At 73.7% G+C, this 19,016-nt stretch carries 17 protein-coding genes; 7 read left to right on the top strand and 10 right to left on the bottom strand.

Features of this window, described 5'->3' with window-relative positions:
* The first annotated feature begins 77 nt into the window (after positions 1-77).
* Positions 78-785 (top strand): B3/B4 domain-containing protein, encoded by a 708-nt coding sequence (locus tag OHA72_RS29800; RefSeq protein WP_327011099.1) that lies wholly within the window; start codon positions 78-80, stop codon positions 783-785.
* Here OHA72_RS29800 and OHA72_RS29795 read toward each other — a convergent pair.
* Positions 746-1,744 carry a hypothetical protein gene (locus OHA72_RS29795; protein ID WP_327011098.1) on the bottom strand — a complete coding sequence of 333 codons (999 nt, stop codon included), beginning with the start codon at positions 1,742-1,744 and terminating at the stop codon, positions 746-748. The genes OHA72_RS29800 and OHA72_RS29795 overlap by 40 nt on opposite strands.
* Positions 1,741-2,124, bottom strand: a complete 384-nt coding sequence (locus OHA72_RS29790) for a PadR family transcriptional regulator (RefSeq protein ID WP_327011097.1) — start codon at positions 2,122-2,124, stop codon at positions 1,741-1,743. Before OHA72_RS29790 ends, OHA72_RS29795 begins: the two co-directional genes overlap by 4 nt.
* Positions 2,125-2,276: 152 nt before the next feature.
* Between OHA72_RS29790 and OHA72_RS29785 the strand changes: the two genes are divergently transcribed.
* Positions 2,277-4,601, top strand: coding sequence for a putative bifunctional diguanylate cyclase/phosphodiesterase (locus OHA72_RS29785; RefSeq protein WP_327011096.1), 2,325 nt, complete (start codon positions 2,277-2,279; stop codon positions 4,599-4,601).
* Here the strand turns inward: OHA72_RS29785 and OHA72_RS29780 are convergent.
* On the bottom strand, positions 4,588-5,634 hold the full coding sequence (locus tag OHA72_RS29780; protein ID WP_327011095.1) for a hypothetical protein: 1,047 nt from the start codon (positions 5,632-5,634) through the stop codon (positions 4,588-4,590). The two genes, OHA72_RS29785 and OHA72_RS29780, sit on opposite strands and share 14 nt — an antisense overlap.
* Positions 5,635-5,694: 60 nt before the next feature.
* Here OHA72_RS29780 and OHA72_RS29775 point away from each other — a divergent pair, with 60 nt between their 5' ends.
* Entirely contained in the window at positions 5,695-7,668 is a 1,974-nt protein-coding gene (locus OHA72_RS29775) for a tetratricopeptide repeat protein (protein WP_327011094.1), read from the top strand.
* On the opposite strand, the gene OHA72_RS29770 is transcribed toward OHA72_RS29775, so the two are convergent.
* The gene (locus OHA72_RS29770; protein WP_327011093.1) at positions 7,662-11,726 is read right to left on the bottom strand and encodes a bifunctional nitrate reductase/sulfite reductase flavoprotein subunit alpha; all 4,065 of its coding nucleotides are present in this window, start codon (positions 11,724-11,726) and stop codon (positions 7,662-7,664) included. The genes OHA72_RS29775 and OHA72_RS29770 overlap by 7 nt on opposite strands.
* 255 nt (positions 11,727-11,981) lie before the next feature.
* Here OHA72_RS29770 and OHA72_RS29765 point away from each other — a divergent pair, with 255 nt between their 5' ends.
* Positions 11,982-12,230 (top strand): hypothetical protein, encoded by a 249-nt coding sequence (locus tag OHA72_RS29765; protein WP_327011092.1) that lies wholly within the window; start codon positions 11,982-11,984, stop codon positions 12,228-12,230.
* A 497-nt stretch (positions 12,231-12,727) separates the two neighbouring features.
* A complete protein-coding gene (locus tag OHA72_RS29760; RefSeq protein ID WP_327011091.1) occupies positions 12,728-12,913 on the top strand; it encodes a hypothetical protein in 186 nt (61 codons plus the stop codon).
* Here OHA72_RS29760 and OHA72_RS29755 read toward each other — a convergent pair.
* Positions 12,903-13,343, bottom strand: a complete 441-nt coding sequence (locus tag OHA72_RS29755; protein WP_327011090.1) for a nitroreductase family deazaflavin-dependent oxidoreductase — start codon at positions 13,341-13,343, stop codon at positions 12,903-12,905. The genes OHA72_RS29760 and OHA72_RS29755 overlap by 11 nt on opposite strands.
* Positions 13,333-14,616, bottom strand: a complete 1,284-nt coding sequence (locus OHA72_RS29750; RefSeq protein WP_327011089.1) for an MFS transporter — start codon at positions 14,614-14,616, stop codon at positions 13,333-13,335. The genes OHA72_RS29755 and OHA72_RS29750 overlap by 11 nt, the downstream gene beginning before the upstream one ends.
* A gap of 26 nt (positions 14,617-14,642) precedes the next feature.
* Here OHA72_RS29750 and OHA72_RS29745 point away from each other — a divergent pair, with 26 nt between their 5' ends.
* Positions 14,643-15,530 carry a winged helix-turn-helix transcriptional regulator gene (locus OHA72_RS29745; protein WP_327011088.1) on the top strand — a complete coding sequence of 296 codons (888 nt, stop codon included), beginning with the start codon at positions 14,643-14,645 and terminating at the stop codon, positions 15,528-15,530.
* 15 nt (positions 15,531-15,545) lie between these two features.
* Here the strand turns inward: OHA72_RS29745 and OHA72_RS29740 are convergent, their stop codons facing one another.
* Genes OHA72_RS29740 through OHA72_RS29730 form a run of 3 tightly spaced genes read right to left on the bottom strand, consistent with a single transcriptional unit; the run spans position 15,546 to position 16,762 of the window.
* The gene (locus OHA72_RS29740; RefSeq protein ID WP_327011087.1) at positions 15,546-16,004 is read right to left on the bottom strand and encodes a pyridoxamine 5'-phosphate oxidase family protein; all 459 of its coding nucleotides are present in this window, start codon (positions 16,002-16,004) and stop codon (positions 15,546-15,548) included.
* 26 nt (positions 16,005-16,030) lie between these two features.
* Complete coding sequence (locus OHA72_RS29735; RefSeq protein WP_327011086.1) at positions 16,031-16,420, bottom strand: hypothetical protein; 390 nt, start codon at positions 16,418-16,420, stop codon at positions 16,031-16,033.
* Positions 16,421-16,474: 54 nt separating this feature from the next.
* The gene (locus OHA72_RS29730) at positions 16,475-16,762 is read right to left on the bottom strand and encodes a hypothetical protein (RefSeq protein WP_327011085.1); all 288 of its coding nucleotides are present in this window, start codon (positions 16,760-16,762) and stop codon (positions 16,475-16,477) included.
* A 173-nt stretch (positions 16,763-16,935) separates the two neighbouring features.
* Between OHA72_RS29730 and OHA72_RS29725 the strand changes: the two genes are divergently transcribed.
* Positions 16,936-17,091, top strand: coding sequence for a hypothetical protein (locus OHA72_RS29725; protein WP_327011084.1), 156 nt, complete (start codon positions 16,936-16,938; stop codon positions 17,089-17,091).
* Between the two features lie 479 nt (positions 17,092-17,570).
* Here OHA72_RS29725 and OHA72_RS29720 read toward each other — a convergent pair whose 3' ends face one another.
* Complete coding sequence (locus OHA72_RS29720) at positions 17,571-18,989, bottom strand: WGR domain-containing protein (protein ID WP_327011083.1); 1,419 nt, start codon at positions 18,987-18,989, stop codon at positions 17,571-17,573.
* Between the last annotated feature and the right edge of the window lie 27 nt (positions 18,990-19,016).

Raw genomic sequence — 19,016 nt, 5'->3', positions numbered from 1 at the left:
GGCATTGCCTTGGTACGGCCGGAAACCCGCGAAGTGGTCCTTCCCGCCGGTGCCCGGGCCGGGTGAGGCTGGAGCGCGTGCAGTTCCGTCATCATCCGCAGCTCCGCGCGGACTTCCCCACGCTCGTCGCCGGCACCATCCGCGTCGACGGGGTGAGCCCGGACCCCGTCGTGGACGTGGCGCCGTGGCTCGCCACGGCCCGCGAGCGCCTCGCCGGCGCCGCCGAGAGCCAGCTGCCGCCGATCCAGGCCTGGCGCCGGGCGTTCGCCGCGATGGGGCTCAAGCCCACCCAGTACCGCTGCGCCTCGGAGTCGCTGCTGCGCCGGTTGCGCCGGGAGGGTGACCTGCCCTCCCTGCATCCCCTCGTCGACCTGTGCAACGCCGTGTCGGCCGCCTACGCCGTCCCCGTCGCCGCGCTGGACGCCGACCGGATCAGCGGCGACCTGGAGGTGCGGCGCGCGGCGGGCACCGAACGGTACGACACCTTCGCCGGCGACGTGGAGCATCCCGAGCCGGGTGAGGTCGTGTTCGCCGACGACGCCGGCCGGGCGCACGCGCGGCGCTGGACCAACCGGCAGAGCGGCCACTCCGCGATCAGCGCCGCGACCACCCGCGCGTTCATCGTCACCGAGGCCCTGCACGAGGGCGCCGCGGCCGACGTGCCCGGGCTGCTCGCCGACCTCGCCGCGGCCCTGCGCGCGACCTGGCCGGCCGCGGTCGTGCGGGTCGAGGTCCCCGCCCCCGCTCAGGGCTCGCTGGGAGCGGCGGCGGCCTCCGGCCGTTGACGGCGCCCGCCCGCCACGAGGCACGCGACAGCGATCGCCGCCAGGCCGAGCAGCGGCACGTAGACGGCGTCGGTGTCGATGAAGCCCGTGTGCACCGGCGGCTGCGGACCCCAGTGGTCCGGGCCCAGCACGGCATTGGCGACCATGAGCAGGCAGGTCACCAGCGCCGGGCGGAGCAGCACGAGCAGGGACGCCAGCAGAAGCACGACGACCGCACCCCGGCGCGGCCACGACCGCGTCCCGAGCAGCGCGTAGGCGGTCCAGGCGGCGAGCAGCCAGCCACCCACGGCGCCGGCGAGCCAGCCGGCCGCCACCCCGACGGGCACGGCCGCCGGCGGCTCCGGCCAGATGACGACGTCGACGGGGGCCAGCGTCGAGACCGGCCGGATGCCATCGGACGGCGTGGGGTCGGGCAGCGGCCCCGACACCCGGACCCGCAGATCGCCGCGGCCGGCGACGAACGAGGCGTCGCCGACGGATTCGATGCTCCAGCCGGCCGCGGTGAACCGGTCCCCGGCCGCGTCACGGGTCCAGCCGGGGACGTAGCGCGGGTCGGTGGCCTGGATCTTGTCGGCCCGGTGCTGCCACCGGTCGTCGCGGCTGAACCCGCCGAGATACGGCTCGCCGAGGGCGAGCGAGGCGACCTGCGCGGCGGTGTGCTCGACGCGCAGCGGCGCGACGGTGCACCAGCCGAGGAACGAGCCGGCGCCCGCGCCGAGCGCGCCGAACAGCATCGCGGCGAAGACCGCGACGGCGACCGGGGCCTTCCCGACCGGCAGCCGGAACCGCTGCCGCAGCCCGCCGCGCACCAGGTCGGCGGTGTCGCGGCGGCCGGGCCGCACCCGGCCGGGGGCGGCGGCGTCCAGCAGGGTCGTGACGAGCTCGTCGCCGTGCCGGCGCCGGTACGCCGCCGGGTAGGCCAGCAGCAGGCGGCGGTAGCGCCGCTCCAGCGGCGTCACGCGAGACCCGCCTGCAGGCCCGCGACGCCCGCGACACCCGGGGCGGCCGGGGTGCCCAGGGTGCCTGGGAGCGCGGTGCGGCGCCGAAGGCCGGCGGCGGCCGCGTTGGCGTTGCGGCGCAGCCGCTCCACCTCGGCGGCGAGCCGGCCGGCGCCCTCGTCGGTGAGCCGGTAGTAGCGGCGCAGCCGCCCGTCGACGGCCTCCTCGCGCTCGACGGCGATGAGGCCCTGCTCGGTCAGGCGGTCCAGGGCGCCGTAGAGGGTGCCGGCGCCGAGCACCACGGTGCCGCCGGACAGGGCGGTGACCTGCTGGAGGATCCCGTAGCCGTGCAGCGGCTCGCCGGTGAGCGCGGTCAGGACCAGAAACGTCGGCTCCTGCATCGGTGGCATGTTCAGGAAATTACAGTCACCGTGATATTACGTCAACCGTAATGTGCGGGTGGGACGGCTCGTCCGGGCCAAAGGGCTCATGGCAGCATTCGGGTGGTCGATGTTGGCGGCGCACTGGCGACGGCACCGGATGAGGAGACCGCATGGGCGCACTGCGACGGCTGCGGGCGATGTCCGGGCTGATGCGCGCCTCCTGCCTGGTCCTGGCGGTCTGCGCGGCGTGGTTCGCGGTCAACCTGGTGACGCCGGTGGGGCCGCCGGTGCTGCTGTGGCTGCCGACGCCCGCCGGCGCGCTGCTGCTGACCGCCGCGTTCCGCCGCACGTCGCGGGCGGCGGCGCTGCCCGCGCCGACCCGCCGGTTCTGGGGGCACCTGAGCCTGTCGGCGCTGCTCGTCGGGGTCGCGCACACCACCCAGGCGGTCGACGTGCTGACCCACCCGGGCCTCGGCGGCGTCTACAACGGGCCCGGCCTGCTGATCTTCGACAGCGGCGCGATCCTGCTCATCGTCTACGCGCTGTACCGGCTGCCGCTGTCCTCCCGCAGCGCCGGGGAGCGGCTGCGGGTCACCCTCGACGGCGGCACCGTCGTCGCGGGCGCCGCCGTGTTCATCTGGCACTTCCAGACCCGGGTCGCGCTCGGCACCGACGACCGCAGCCAGGTCCTCGGCTCCCTGATCCTCGGCGTGCTCGCCCTGGTCGTCGTGCTCGCCGTGGCGAAGGTGATGCTGTCGGGCTACGAGTTCATCGACAAGTCGGCCCTGCAGTGGCTCGCGTTCGCGATCTTCGTCGGCGCCACCACCTCGCTGCTGCAGCCGCTGCTGTCGCCGGGCCACCCGCACCTCGTGGTCACCCAGGTCAGCATCCCCGTGGTGTGCTGCCTGGCGTCATGGGCGGCGGAGCGGCAGCGCCTCGCGACCGGCCGGGCCGTCGCCGTGCGCCGCCGGCGCCCGTTCAGCCTGGTGCCCTACGCGGCGGTCGCCGCCGTCTACGTCCTGCTGATCCTGGAGACCTTCATCGGCGGGCACACCGACCAGAAGATGATGGTCCTCGGCGCCGTCACCCTCACTGCGCTGGTCATGGTGCGGCAGGTCGCCGCGTTCGTCGACAACGGCCGGCTCGTGGCCCGCCTGGATCACGGCGCCACCCACGACGCGCTCACCCACCTGCCCAACCGGTCCCTGTTCGGCCAGCGGCTCCAGCAGGCGCTGCAGCCGGCGCCGGGCGCACCCGGGCGGCGGCCGGTCAGCGTCGCGCTCATCGACCTCAACGACTTCAAGGAGGTCAACGACACCCTCGGCCACGAGGTCGGCGACCTGCTGCTGGTCGAGGTGGCGCGGCGCCTCGCCGGCTGCGCCGGCGCGCACGACACGGTCGCCCGCCTCGGCGGCGACGAGTTCGTCGTGGTCCTGCCCGGCGCCGACCCGGCCGCCGCCAGCCTCGCCGCGGACCGCATGGCCGCCGCGCTGCGCACACCCGCCGTCGTCAACGGCCACGAGCTGCCGATCTCGGCCAGCATCGGCATCGCCGACGGGCGCACCGGCGACGACGCGAGCCTGCTGCTGCGCCACGCCGACATCGCCATGTACGCGGCGAAGAAGCTCACCGGCACCGCGTTCCTGCACTACGACAGCACCATGTCCGAGCCCGGCGGCGACCACTCGCAGCTGCGCGAGGCCATCGCCGGCGGCCGGTGCTTCCTGGTGTACCAGCCGATCGTCTCCCTCGACGACGGCCGCCTCGTCGGCGCCGAGGCCCTCGTGCGCTGGGACCACCCGGAGCACGGCATCCTGCCGCCCGACACGTTCATCCCGCTCGCCGAACGCACCGGCCTCATCGTGCCGCTGGGCCGGTTCGTGTTCGGCGAGGCGTGCCGGCAGTTCGCGCAGTGGTGCGCCCGGTACGGCGACGCGGCGCCCGCCGTGCTCAACGTCAACGTGTCCCCGCGCGAGCTGCGCGAGGCCGGCTACGCCGACTTCGTCGCCGCGACCCTCGCCACCCACGGCGTCCCGGCGTCCCGGATCGTCCTGGAGATCACCGAGTCCCTCGCCCTGGACCTCGGCCCGGCCGTCGCCACCCTCGACCGGCTCCGCGCGCTGGGCCTGCGGATCTCCCTCGACGACTTCGGCACCGGCAGCTCCACCCTGCGCCTGCTGCACGACTGCCCCGTCGACGAGGTCAAGCTGGACCGCTCCTTCACGCAGGCACCGGCCTCGGGCCGCGCCCCGGTCGCCGCCGCCGTCATCCAGCTCGCCCAGTCCCTGCGGCTGCACGCGGTCGCCGAGGGCGTGGAGACCCCGGAGCAGGCGGCGCAGCTGCGGTCACTGGGATACCGCACGGCGCAGGGCTACCACTTCGCCCGCCCGGTGACGGCCGCCCAGCTCACGGAATGGATGACGGGCTCCCCGGTGGCCGCCCAACCGTCGGGCCCGTCCGATGAGCGCACCGATCAGCGGGCTACTTCAGCGTGAGGCGCTGCTGCGGGCTGGTCTCGAGTTTCAGGGTGGCAGGCTTGCCGTCGCGGGTCAGGGCGCCCTTCGGCTCGAAGCGGAACGTGAGCGTCTGCACCGATCCCTCCACGACGTCCATGCGCACCTCGTCGGTGACGGTGTAGTCGCTCATGGGCACCGATGGCCGCTCGACCTTCGGGGTCGACGCCTCGACGGTGACCGTCTTCCCGCCGGCGGACAGTTGCAGGCTCTGCCGCATGTCGATCGTGCCGGCGAGCGTGCCGAAGGCGCTGACCTTCAGCTCGACCCAGACCCGCAGCCAGGTGTGCCCGGCCGGCGCCCACGTGCCGTTGAGCCGGTGGTCGTACGGTTCGAGCGCCGCCGACACGGTGATCTCGACGTTGGTGCGGGCCGGCTCGCCGGTGATCTGGCCGATGAGCTTGTAGGTCACCTCGCCGTACGGGCGGGGCTTGAGGTACGCCGCGACGGCGTCCGGGCCTACGGCGCCGGTGCGCAGGTCGACGCTCTGGTCCTTGCCCTCGTCGGCGACGACCAGGGTCACCGGGGCGCCGACCGGCACGAGCGCGACGAGGACCGAGCCGGGCGAAACGATGCCCTCGACGGGGCGGGCCCGCTCGCCGACCCGCAGCCGCGCCTTGACCTTCGGCGACGGTTCGCTCTTCACGCCCGGCACCGCGGCCAGCCGCACGAACAGGAACTCCTTGCCGGTCCCGGCCGCGACGGGTCCCGACGCGTCCCGGGGCACCCCGGTCGCCGACTGCATCCTGCCGAACTGCGTGACGACGGCCGGCTCGAGATGATCGGCGGTGCCGACCTCGGCCAGCCGCACCGCGTAGTCCGGTCCACCGATGGCGGCCTTCGCCGGCAGTTGCTTCGCCGCGGGCACCGCGATCCCGCCGCCGGCCACGACGGCGAGGTCCTCGGCCACCGAGACCGGCGAGGGCACCGCCGACGCCGGCACCTTCACCGGCGCGCCACCGCACCCCGCCAGCAGCCCGCACACCGCCACGACCGCCCAGAACCCGCCACGCACCGGTCGTTCCTCCCCGTCTCGCCGACGCACCACCTTAGCGGTGAATGCGACGATGGCCCTGTGGACGTCAAGGGCGCGCAGATCGGCTCACACAACACGCAGATCAACCGCTATGCGGCCGCTGCCCCGCCCGCCGTCTCGTGGCCGCTGCTGGTCGGCCGCCCACCGCTGCGCGCCGACGCCTTCCAGTCACGGTCGCTTGCAGCGACAACGGCGGCCACGGTACTGGTGGGAGACGGCGGGACGGGCAAGACCCAGCTCGCCGCCGCCATCTTCGAGCAGGCCCGCGTCGGCGGCGTCGACCTCGCGGTCTGGGCCACGGCCTCCTCCCGCACCGCGGTGCTCACCGCCTACGCGGAGGCCCGCGCGGCGCTGGGCGGCGGCACCGGCGACGTCGAACGCGACGCGGCCGCGTTCCTCACCACCCTGGCCGCCACCGACCGGACCTGGATCGTGGTCCTCGACGACGTCGCCGACCCGGCCGACCTGCGCGGCCTGTGGCCCGCCGGCCCCGGCGGCCGGATCGTGGTGACGACCCGCCGCCGGGACGCCGCGCTGCGTTCGCGCGGCCAGGTGCTCGACGTCGGCGTGTTCAGCGCGGCGGAGTCGGCGGCGTACCTGACGGCGAAACTCGACCGCGACGACCCCGACGCGGCCCTGCTCGCCGCCGACCTCGGCCACCTGCCCCTCGCCTTGGCGCAGGCCGCGGCGTTCATCGTCGACGACGCCGTCAGCTGCGCGGAATACCGCACGCTCCTGGCCGATCGGACCCGGCGGCTCGCGGACCTGTTCCCGAACGCCAGCGGCGACGACTACGACCGCGAGCTCGCCGCGACCTGGTCCCTCGCCGCCGAGCGGGCCGACTCGCTCGCCCCGGCCGGCCTGGCCCGCCCGATGTTGCTGCTGACCGCCGTCCTCGACCCGGACGGCATCCCCGAGGCGGTCCTGATGGGGCCGGCGGCCTGTGCCTACGTCGGCGGCACCCCGGGCGACGCCCGCAAGGCCCTGCGCAACCTGCACCGCCTCAGCCTGGTCTCGCACGACCCGGACGACCCGCTGGCGTCGGTCCGGATGCACGCCCTCGCCCAGCGCTCAGCGCTGGAGGCCGTCGCAGCAGCCGCCCTGCCGGAGGTGCTGCGGTCCGCCGCTGACGCGCTGCTGGCGGCATGGCGGGAAGCCGGGAAGTCGCCGCGGGTCACCACCCGGTTCCTTGCCAACGGCGTCGCCTGGCTGGAGTACAACGGCGGGGGCCACGACGCGCTGATGCTGCATCCGTTGATGACGAAGCTCGGCACGACGGGCGGCGAGATCGGCCTTCCCAAGCGCGCTCACGGCCTCTTCACCGACCTGGCCGCCGCGGCCACGATCATGCTGGGTCGCCTGCACCCCGACACGCTGGCGGCGCGGTACGAGGTCGGCTACTGGCTCGGCGAGCAGGGCGACTTCGCGGGCGCCGCCGAGGCCCAGGAGCGGCTGCTGGCCGACCGGATCCGGGTGCTCGGCGAGGAGCACACCGACACCCTCGGCACCCGCGCGAACCTGGCCTACTGGCGGGGGCATGCCGGCGACCCCGCGCGGGCTGCGGAGGAGACCGCGCAGGTCCTCGCGGTGCAGCTGCGGGTCCTGGACCCGGACGACCCGGCGGTCCTGAGCAACCGGCACAACCTCGCGCACTGGCGCGGCCTGGCCGGTGACCCGCAGGCGGCCGCGGACGGCAGCGCCGAGCTGCTCGCCGACGCGGTGCGGATCCTCGGGCCCGACCACCCCGACACCCTCGATACCCGCCGGAACCTCGCGCACTGGCGGGGCCTCGCCGGCGACCCGGCCGCCGCCGTGGAAGGCCTCGACGCGGTCCTCGCCGACTACGTCCGTGTCCTCGGGCCTGACCATCCGGACACGATGCACGTGCGGGAGAACCTCGCCCACTGGCGGCCCGCCGAGCTCGACGCGCTCATCGCCGACAGCACTCGCGTGCTCGGCCCGGATCACCCGCAGACGCGGCGCGCCCAGCGGATGCGGCAGAGCGGTCAGTAGACGTCGCGGACGTAGCGTTTGTCGGCGCTGAGCTGCTTGACGTAGGCCTCGGCAGCGTCGGGGGTCAGGTGGCCGTGGGCGACCGCGATCTCGCGCAGCGTCCGGTCGACGTCCTTGGCCATGCGGCTCGCGTCGCCGCAGACGTAGAAGTGGGCGCCGTCCTGCAGCCACGACCACAGCTGCGCGCCGTGCTCACGCATGCGGTCCTGGACGTACACCTTGTTGCGCTGATCGCGGGAGAACGCGAGGTCGAGGCGGTTGAGGGTGCCGGTGTCGTGCAGAGCGAGCAGTTCGTCCTCGTAGTAGAAGTCGGTGTCGCGGCGCTGCTCGCCGAAGAAGAGCCAGTTCGCGCCGCGGGCGCCGCGGGCCTGGCGCTCGTGCAGGAAACCCAGGAACGGCGCGACGCCGGTGCCGGGCCCGACCATGATCATGGCGGTGGCGGGGTCCGCCGGCGGGCGGAAGTGCGGCGCGCGCTGGACGAAGACGGGGACCTCGCCCTCGGGCGGCAGGTCGGCCAGGAACGTGGACGCGACGCCCTTGCGGATCTGGCCGCGGATGTTGGGGAAGCGCAGCACGGACACGGTGAGGCTGACCCGGGACGGGTCGAGCAGCGGCGTCGAGGAGATCGAGTACTGCCGCGGCTGGAGCCGCTTGAGCACCCCGGCCCATTCCTGGGCGGTGGCGTCGACGGGCCACTCGGCGACGACGTCGATGGCCTGCCGCCCCCACGTCCACTTCGCCAGCTCGCCCTGGTTGTCGGGGCGCAGCAGGGTCTTGAGCTGCGGGTCGCCGTTGCGGTCGGCGACGAACCGCAGCAGGTCCGGGCTGATCTTCGCGATCTCCAGCCGGCGGTGCAGGGCCTCGGTCAGCGGCAGCGTGCCGTGCTGGGCGATCTCGACGGGGTCGTCGGCGCGCAGGCCGGTCACCTTCAGCCACTCGGCGACGAGGTCGGGGCAGTTGACGGGCCAGACGCCGAGGGAGTCGCCGGCCTCGTAGGGCAGGGCGCCGTCGCCGGCGTCGAACGTGAACTGCCGGACCTCCTTCGCCGACCCGGCCCCGCTCAGCAGCCGGTTGCCGGTGAGCCGGGCCGTCACCGGCTGGTTGCGGGTCGGCACCGGCAGCGAGGCTCGCCGGCTGGGCGCGGCCCGCAGCGCGGCGATGACCTGGTCCAGCCAGTCGGTGGCGGCGGGCTGGTAGTCCGGCTCGCAGTCGACGCGGGCGGTGAGCCTGGTCGCGCCGAGTTCGCTGAGGCGGGCGTCGAGGCGCCGGCCGTGGCCGCAGAAGTCGTCGTAGTTGGAGTCGCCGAAGGCGAGCACGGCGTAGCGCTTGTCGTCCAGGCGCGGCGTGTCCGGTCCGTCGAGCGACTGCCAGAACGCGGCGCCGTTGTCGGGTGCGTCGCCGTCGCCGAACGTGCTGGTGATGATCAGCAGGTCCGCGGACCCCTCGTTGAGGCCGGTGAGGGCGTCGACGCCGACGTCGGCCATGCTGCGCACGCTCGCCTGCCAGCCGGCCTCGGTGAGCCGCCGGCCGACGACGCCGGCGAAGTCCTCGGCGTTGCCGGTCTGCGACGCCCACAGCACGTTGATGGCCGGTCCGGCGGCGTCCTGCGCGGCGACGACGACGGCCGGTGCGGCGGCGGGCACCCTGGAGTACCGGCCGGCGAGCAGGCCGTTGACCCACAGGACCCGCTCCGGGGCGATCGGCGCGGACCCGGGCAGGACCGGGACGGTGGTGTGGTCCGGCGGGGCGGCGGTGAGCGCGTCGAGGAACCCGGCGAGGTAGCGCTTCTCGTCGTCCGTGAGCTGCGGCGGCGCGACCGGCAGCCCCAGGAGGGTACGCAGGTCGCCTCCATCCGACTTTTCCGATTTTTCCGGCATTTCCGGTGCTTGCGCCACGCGGGTGAGGGACACCGCGCAGACCTTGAGCTCGGGCTGGAAGGAGATCGGGTCGACGGCGTCGTTGGTGACCGCGTTGACGCTGAGGTATTCGCCGAACAGGTCGTTCCAGTGGAACGGCGCGAAGCACCCGCCGGGCATGACCCGGTCGGTCACGACGGCGGGCAGCACCGCCCTGCCGCGGCGGGACGCGACCTCGACCCGGTCGCCGTCTCCGATGCCGAGCCGGGCCGCGTCGGCGGGGTTGACCTCCACGAACGGCCCGGGGTTGAGCTTGTTGAGCTTGCCGACCCGGCCGGTCTTGGTCAGCGTGTGCCACTGGTGCTGCAGCCGGCCGGTGTTGAGCAGGAACGGGTAGTCGTCGTCGGGCAGCTCCGCCGCCGGCAGGTGCGGGCGCGGGTGGAAGACCGCCCGGCCGCTGGGCGTCGCGAACGCCAGCCGCGGCCGGGACCCGCCGGGGCCTTCCAGGAGCCGCTGGCTGACGCCGTCGTTGAGGTACCGCACGGGGTTGCGGGCCGGGCCGCCGGGCGCGGCCGGCCACTGCACCGGGCCCTCGCGCAGCCGGTCGTAGCTCACCCCGCGCAGGTCGTAGCCGGTGGCGGGGTTCCAGAACGCCTGCAGCTCGGCGAAGATCTCCTCGGCGCAGGAGTAGTCGAAGGCGGCGCCGTACCCCAGCTCCGTCGCGATGCGGGCGATCAGCTCCCAGTCGGGCAGCGCGTCCCCCGGCGGCGGCACCGCGCGGTGCACCAGCGTCAGCGAGCGCTCGGAATTGATCATGATGCCGTCGGTCTCGCCCCAGATCGTCGCGGGGAGGATCACGTCGGCGTAGGCGTTGGTCTCGGTGTCGCCGTACACGTCCTGGGTGATGACGAGCTCGGCGGCCTCGAGGCCCTCGATGACGGTGCGGCGGTTGCCCACCGACGCGACCGGGTTGGTGCAGATGATCCAGCAGGCCTTGATCTCGCCGTCGGCCATCTTCCGGAACATGTCGACGGTGCCGGTGCCGACCTCGGTGCGCAGCGTGCCGCGGGGCAGCCCCCACCGGTCCTCGACGAACACCCGGTCCTGCTCGACGAGCACGGAGCGCTGGCCGGGCAGGCCGGGGCCCATGTAGCCCATCTCGCGGCCGCCCATCGCGTTGGGCTGGCCGGTCAGCGACAGCGGGCCGCTGCCGGTGCGGCAGATCGCGCCGGTGGCGAGGTGCAGGTTGACCAGGGCGTTGGTGTTCCAGGTGCCGTGGGTGGACTGGTTGAGGCCCATCGTCCAGCAGCTCACCCAGTTGCCGGCGGCGCCGATCAGCGCCGCGGCCGCCCTGATGTCCTCCTCCGCGATGCCGGTGATCTCCGACACCCGCGCCGGCTGGTAGTCGGCGAGGAACGCGGGCATCGCCGCCCAGCCCTCGGTGTGCTCGGCGATGAACGCCTCGTCGACGTGGCCGGCCTCGACGAGCAGGTGCAGCAGCCCGTTGAGCAGCGCGAGGTCGGTGCCCGGGTTGATCTGCAGGAACAGGTCGGCCTTGTCGGCGGTCGCGTTGCGGCGCGGGTCGACCACGATGAGCTTCGCGCCGGCCTTGATCCGGTCGAGCATCCGCAGGAACAGGATCGGGTGGCAGTCGGCCATGTTGGCGCCGATGACCAGGAACACGTCGGCGTGGTCGAGGTCGTCGTAGGAGCCGGGCGGCCCGTCGGAGCCGAGCGACAGCTTGTAGCCGCTGCCGGCGCTCGCCATGCACAGCCGCGAGTTCGACTCGATCTGGTTGGTGCCGATGAACCCCTTCGCCAGCTTGTTCGCCAGGTACTGCGCCTCCAGGGTCATCTGCCCCGACACGTACAGCGCGACCGCATCCGGCCCGTGCTCGTCGATGATCGCCCGCAGCCGCCGCGCGGTCTGCGTGATCGTGGCGTCGAGGTCGGCGTCCTGCGGCGCGGCGCCCCGCTCCCGGCGGACCTTCGCGGTGCCGAGCCGGCCCGGCGCGGCCAGCATGTCGGCGCTCGTCGCGCCCTTGGTGCACAACCGTCCGCGGTTGGCCGGGTGCTCCTTGTCACCGACCGACTTGAGCACCTTCGGCCTGCCGTCGGGGCCGCGCCCGATGTCCAGCACGATCCCGCAGCCGACGCCGCAGTACGAACACACCGTCCTCACCTGCGTGTCCAGCGCTGTCACCACCACATCCCCTCGCCCGGCCGACACCGTCGCGTCGACCGTGACGCTGCGGGGAGTCTAGGAACGGCGCGTTACGCCCGCGTCACGCCGATCATCGCCGCGTCGTTACGCGTGCCCAACATCGACAGCGGTCCGGGTGTGAACCCCCGCGAACGGGTTCGGCCACCCGGTGTACGCGCGGCGCACACGGACCGTTGCGAAACGACGGCCGGACGATGGCCTGCGCCGGTCCCCGCGGACGATGATCGACCTACCATGACGTCGCTCACACCGGCGCCGCCGACCGTCCGGCTCGGCGCCGACTACGGCAGCTCCAACACCGTCGCCGTGCTCGCCACCGCCGACGGCCGCGTCAGGACGCTGCTGTTCGACGGCACGCCGCCGCTGCCGTCAGCGGTGTACGCCTCCCCCGAAGGCCGCCTCCTCGTCGGACGGGACGCGGCCCGCGCCGCCCGCCTCGACCCGCTACGAACCCGACCCGAAGCGCCGCGTCGACGACGGTGAGGTCCTGCTGGGCGACACCGCGCACCCGTTTCGCCGACCTCGTCGCCGCCGTCCTGCGCCGCGTCGCCGAGGAGGCGGTCCGGGTCGCCGGCCGCCCCCTCGACGAGGTCACCCTGACCTGCCCGGTCACCTGGGGCGAGCACCGCCGCTCGCACCTGGTCGCGGCGGCCCGCGCGGCCGGGCTGGGCACCCTCGCCGGTGCCCGAGCCGGTCGCCGCGGCCCGCTACTTCGCGCCCGTGCCGTCCCCGGCCGTCGTGTACGACCTGGGCGCCGGCACCTTCGACGTCACCGTCGTGCGGGCCTCCCCGCGGCTGGAGATCCTCGCCGGGGACGGCCTGTCGGACCTCGGCGGCGCCGACTCCGGCCGGGAGGCGGTGCCCGGACATCGCCCGGAGCCGGGCGCACGCCGCGGGCATGACCCAGGTGCGCCGGTTCGAGACGGCGAGCGCGGTCGCGCTGATCTGCGCCGACGAGACCGGCGGGCTCTGGTATCACGGTGCGTGCCGGTCCGACGACGCCTCGATCACCCTGCCCGGCGCAGCGCGACGGCGCCGACTTCGTCGCCTACGACGGCCCGGTCCGCGGCGGCGTCCGCATCGAATACCACGTCAACGGGCTCCGCCTGATCCGGCGCACCCCGACGAAGGTCGAGCTGGACGAGGCCGTCACGTTCAGCGAATGATGCGCTCCAGCACGACGACCGGGATCTCGCGTCCGGCGGTGGCCTGGTATTGCTCGTACCGCGGGAAGATCGTCACCATCGCCTGCCACAGCGCCGGTTTCTCCTGCGGCGTCGCGGTCCTGGCGCGGGCCGCGAAGCGCTCCGTGCCGACCTGCAGGTCGACGTCGGGTGTGTCGCAGAGGTTGAGATACCACGCGGGATGCCCGTCCGAGCCGCCGTTGGACGCGACCACCACCAGGTCGTCACCGGCGCGCCCGTAGATCAGCGCGGTGCGCCGCAGCACGCCGGACCTGCGTCCCCGGACGGTGAGCAGCAGGGTCGGCAGTCCCTGGTACAGGTGGCCCTTGGTGCCGCCGCTCTCGACGTAGGTGCGGATGTGCTTGGCCACCCAGCCGGTGGCACTGTCCACGATCGGTTCGTCAGTCGTCATCGGCGTCGATGGTACGGCGCTGCGGCCGGAAGTCCGTCAGATCGTGCAGGTGCCGGACCGGTGACAGCACCAGCACCAGCGGCGCGGCGAGCACGGCCGCGGCGAACAGCCACAGCGTCACCCGCCCGCCGAGCGGCCCGGCGAGCGCGCCCGCGACGAGGCCGCCGACGGGGATTGCGCCCCACGACACGAACCGGACCGTGGCCATCACCCGCGGCAGCAGCTGCGGCGGGCTGGCGATCTGCCGATACGTCCTGGTCGTCACGCTCAGCACCACCACGCCGCCGGCGAACACGACGTTGCCGGCGGCGAACGCCGCGAACGCGACCCAGCCGGTGCCGACCGGGATGAGCGCCGCGCCGGCGACCGCGGCGACGCCGGCCCAGATCAGCGCTTGCGCGGAGCCGAACCGGCTGGTGATCCGCGTGGTCAACGCGGCACCGACGAGCGATCCGACCCCCTCGACGGCGAGCAGCAGCCCGACCAGTGCGGCCGGCGCGTGCAGCTCGCGGACCAGGTACAGCGGAAACACCGCCAGCTGCGCCCCGCAGACGAAGTTGACGGCGGTCGCTGTCCACATGCCGGGCCCCATCACCGGGTGCCGGACCACGAACCACCAGCCCTCCCGGATGAGCCCCCACGTCGGGCCGTCGCCGTCCTTGCTGCGGACCCTGCTGCCCCGAGCCGGCAGGGTCCGCAGCAGCGCGGCGGAGACGAGATAGCTCGCGGCGTCGACCAGCACCGTGACGACCGGCCCGAGCAGCTGCACGCAGAACCCGCCGGCGGACGGCCCGCCCAGCTGCGTGGCGGCGTGCGTGGCCGACGTGAGGCTGTTGCGGGCCTGCAGCTGCTCCCGCTCGACGATCTCCGGCAGGAACGTCGCGTTGGCCACGTCGAAGACCACGTTGGCGAAGCTGACCACCAGCGCCACCACGATCAGCTGGGTGACGCCGAGCCACCCGAACCACCACGCGACCGGCACCGACCCGACCGCGGCGGCCCGGGCCAGGTCCGCGCCGATCTGCGCGCCGCGCAACGGCAGCCGCTGCACCAGCACCCCCGCCGGCAGCCCGATCACCAGCCAGGCGACATACCCCGCGGCGGCGATCAGGCCCATCTCGAACGGCCCGGCGTCCAGCACCGTCAGCGCCGTCAGCGGCAGCGCGACCGCACCGACCGCGGACCCGGCGCTGCTGGTGGTCCCCGCGGCCCACCAGGTCCAGAACACACCCCGATTCGCCCGAACCGGCCTCGCCAGCGTAGTGAGTTCCATAATGGAACGCACTATAGTTGGTGTTCGTGGATCGCGCTGCCCTCGCCGACACCGACTGCGGCATCAGTCAGGCGCTCAGCGTCATGGGCGACGGCTGGACGTTCCTGATCGTGCGCGACATCGCGGGCGGCACCACCCGCTTCGACGCCCTGCAGCGCGCCCTCGGCGTGAGCCGCCGCGCCCTCACCGAGCGCCTCGCCCGGCTCGTCGAGCACGGGGTGCTGCTACGCCGGCAGTATTCGGCGCACCCGCCACGCTTCGACTACCTGCTCACCGCGAAGGGCGAGGGCCTGCTCCCCGTCCTGGTGGCCCTTCAGGACTGGGGCACCCGCCACGTCATGGGCACGGGCACGCTGACCGCGACCGCCAACAGCGCCTCCGCCGAGGCCCGCCGGGTGCGGGCGCTGACCGGCCGCCGCCTGCCCGCCGTCACGCTCACCGGCCACGACGGCACCCCCGTCGACCTCGGCACCCGCGTGTCATGGACGGTGCTGTACTGCTTCCCCGGCGCCTTCGCCCCTGGCGCCCACGGCTACCCGCCGGGCTGGAGCGACATCCCCGGCGCCGCCGGCTGCACCCTCGAGTCGCTCACGTATGCCGCCCGCCACCCCGCGTTCCTCGCCAGGGGCGCCGAGGTGTACGGCGTGAGCACCCAACGCCCCGACCAGCTCGCCGACTTCGTGGCCCACGCGAGACTGCCGTTCCCGCTGCTGTCGGACCAGGACAGCGCCCTGGCCGCCGGCCTGCTCCTGCCGACGTTCCGCGCCGCCGGCGTCGACCGCCTCAAGCGCCTGACCCTGCTCGTCGACCCCACGGGCACGATCCGCGACGTCCAGTTTCCGATCACCGACCCCGCCGCCTCGGTCGACGACACCCTGGCCACCCTGACCCGCCTGACCCCGGTCCCGGCCTGACGGCGCCGGCTGCGCTCACAGCGTGACGACGGCCCGCCCGTCGGGACGGCTGTCGGGGTCGAGGATCCAGTGCTCGCGGACCGTGGCCCGGTACATCCGGTAGATCCCGTCGCCCGTGACCTCCTCGATCCTCACCCGCCGCCCACCCCTCGGCAGCGCCGCGTCACCGTAGGCCGCGGCGACCGCGGCGACGGCCTCGCCTGTGACCTCGGCGGCAACCCCGCACATGTAGACCGCCATGCCGTCGCCGGGCGTCACCCGCGAGTCGAACACGACCAGGCTCACGTCGGCCCGCTCCGCGAGATTGCGCGAGTGCAGCGCCTCCGGAGACGACATCCAGATCAGCTCGCGATACCCGCTCAGCGTGTAGAACACCGGCGACACCCACGGCTTGCCACCCGCGTCGGCCGTGCCCAGCACCACATACCGATTCTCGTCCAGCACCGTCCGCGCGACGTCCTCGAATGCGACCATCCTCGCAGCGTATGACGGTCCCGGCGTCACCGCGACAGCACGAACGTGACCTCACCCCGCTCGTCGAGATCGTGGATCCACACCTCGACGGTGACCGGCCCCTGCGCCACCGGCACCCAATGGTCGACGGCGCCCACGGTCATGCCGACGTCGATGCCGGCGGCCCCGACGAGCAGCCGGGCCGTGTGCACCAGCGTCCACCCGTCCAGGCCGGGCCGCCCGTCGTACACCCTGACCACGACCGGCGCGCACTCATCGCCCCACGTCGCCACCAGGATCATGCCCGTGCCGGACACCGCGTCGTGCGGCCCGTCGCCCCAATCCGGCGCGTCGAGGGCGCCGTCGGTGACGGACATCCTGATCTGCCCGTGCTCCGCCTCAACCCCGACCTCGAGCAGCAGCTCCGCCTCCACCACCGCACGATCATGCACCATCCCCCGCCAACCCGCCGCCCGCGGAACCGGAACAGCTCAATGGCGCTGAGCAACGACGACCGGACAACGGACGTCGTCAACGAACACTGCCGCTCCGGGGCGAACGGGTTCGTGTCCGTGCTCGACACGGCGGGCCACCACCGTCACGGCCACGATCACGTTGCCGGGGTCGAGCGCGACGAGCATCGCCATGACCCCGGCCGGCACCAAGGCGTATGTGTCGATCAACGGCGGCGCGGGCCAGGGCGGCACCGGGGCCGTCATCGACACCGCGACGAACACTGTGGCCGCCGTCGCCCCGGTCGAGACGAACCCCTGCGGCATCGTCGGCAACCGGGGCCCGCCGGGCAGACGGTCGACGTGCACCGGCTCCTCGCCGGCTGGTCCGAGGGCAACGGCACGGAAGGTGACCGGGGCAGCGGTCCCGCCGCCACCTGGAACTGCGCGGTGGACGGTCAGATCGCCGACCAGGCCAAGGACTGCGCCGGTGCCGAGGCGTGGACGACGGGGCAGCCGAACAACCCGCCCGTCCACCCGTGGCGCACCTCCCCACCGCCACCCGGACCATCACCGAGGAGGACCAGCCGGGCATGGTCGCGTTCGGGACCCGCGAGGGCGGCGCCGAGCCACGGTTGATCGTCACGTATCGCTGATCAGTGGCCCGGTGCGGGAAGCCCGTTCCACGTGGTCATCGGCCCGCCGGGTTTCGCGGCTCGCGGTGAGGGTGGTCCGAGGACGCCACGCGCCGAAGCCGTGGATCGCCCGTGCCGTGCCATCCGCCCCAGGTTGGCGGGAAGCGCCCCAGGCCGGCAGGAAGATGAGGCGCGTGCCGGCCGCCGTCATCGCAGAAGGAGCACTGTGTGCCGCGGCCCGGTCTGGCAGGACGCCGCGACACCAGGCTGCCACAGCCCGGTCTGAGCAGGACGCCGCGGCACCAGGCTGCCGCGGCCCGGTCTGAGCAGGGCTCCGCGATGCCGCGCCGCTGCTGGCCGCGGGCGCCCCGACGTCATGGGGCACGACGCTGATGTCGGTGCCGCCGCAGCCGCGCCCAGCGGCACGGTCTCTGCCCCCGGTCGACCTCGGCAGGACCCGGGCCGTGCCCGAGGCCTCCCGAGGTCAACCGGGGCAGCGGTCAGACGAGGCGGCGGATCTCGCCGTGGGCGCGGTAGAAGCCGCCGCGGCTCGCCTCGCGGATCTCCGGAACCACATACCGGGCGTGCGGCTCGCGGATGCCCTTCGGGAACTGGACCTGCCAGTCGGAGTGGTAGCCGGGCGAGACGACCCGGATGCGCAGCCGGCCGCCCTCCTCGAAGCACTCGACGATCACGCCGCCGGCGGCGTCGGTGGCGACCTCGATGTTGGTGGAGGGGACGACGGCCTCCATGCGGGGGGCCTTCACGTCGACATACTCGGGCACGACGCCCTGCTCGGCGTTGCGCACGGCCTCCTCGCTGGCGTCGATGCAGGCCAGCGAGCCGTCGGTGGTGACGATGTAGAGCCGCTCGTTGTGATACTGCATCGAATAGGCGCTGCCGCAGCCGGTGCCGAGCTTCCACAGGCGGCGGCCGTCGGCGGCGAAGCAGTAGACGGAGGAGCTGGAGTCGCCGGCGAAGACATAGCGGCCGTCGGGGGCGGCGGCGCAGGAGTAGATGGTGTTGTCGCAGCGGAAGGTGACGCCGGCGCGGCCGTCCTTGTGGAACTCCAGGACGGAGTTGGAGGACATGCCGGCGTAGAGGGTGTCGCGCTCCTGCCAGCCGAAGAGGACCGCGCCGCGGGTCGGCTGGTGCCACAGCTCCTTGCCGGTGCGCCAGTCGTAGCTGGTGACGCCCTTGCTGTGGCCGTGGTGCACGGCGTTGTCGTCGCAGCGGACCATCCAGCCGCTGGAGCCGTTGCCCTGGCGGCGCCACAGGAACTCGTCCTCGTGGTCGATGCTGCAGATGCCGCCGTTGGCGTCGGCGACGCCGAGGACGCCGTCGTGGATGTCGAGCCAGTAGATGTCGATGTCGGGGGCGATGGCATAGGCCAGGCGCGGGATCTTGCCGGACAGGTCGTAGACGTTGCCGTCGTCGCAGCCGGCATAGAGCCAGTCGTCGTCGGCGACGATGCACTTCACGCCGTCGGGGAGCTTGAACTGGCGCTGGACCTCGGCGTCGTGGGAGAGGGTGGTGACGACGCCGGCCTCGTTGCCGACCATGCAGACGCGGTCGTCGACGAAGATGCCGAAGGCCGAGGAGCCCGACTTGTAGCGCCACAGCACCGGGGCGGTCTTCGCGGTGGAGCGGGCGCTGACGATGACGCGGCGGGAGATGGAGCGCTTCGCGCGCTGGCCGACGACGGCCGGGGCGTAGCCCTTGCGGACCTTCTCGCCGATCTTCTTCGCCGCCTCGGCGGTCGCCTTGGCGTGGTCGGGATAGCTGGTGGTCTTCAGCGTGCCGGGGTCGCCGATGCGGCCGTAGCGGATCGACATCTCGGCGCCGTCGACGGTCACCTCATAGAACTTGTGGGCGCTGCCGCTGTCCTCGGACAGCTCGAGATAGGTCGTCTGGGGCATCGGTCACGGCCTTTCGAAAACGGAACA

It is taken from the genome of Dactylosporangium sp. NBC_01737, from assembly GCF_035963215.1.
In the GTDB taxonomy this organism is placed as follows: Bacteria; Actinomycetota; Actinomycetes; order Mycobacteriales; family Micromonosporaceae; genus Dactylosporangium.
Note: the sequence above shows the minus strand (reverse complement) of the source record. Positions and strands in the feature narration are given on the sequence as shown.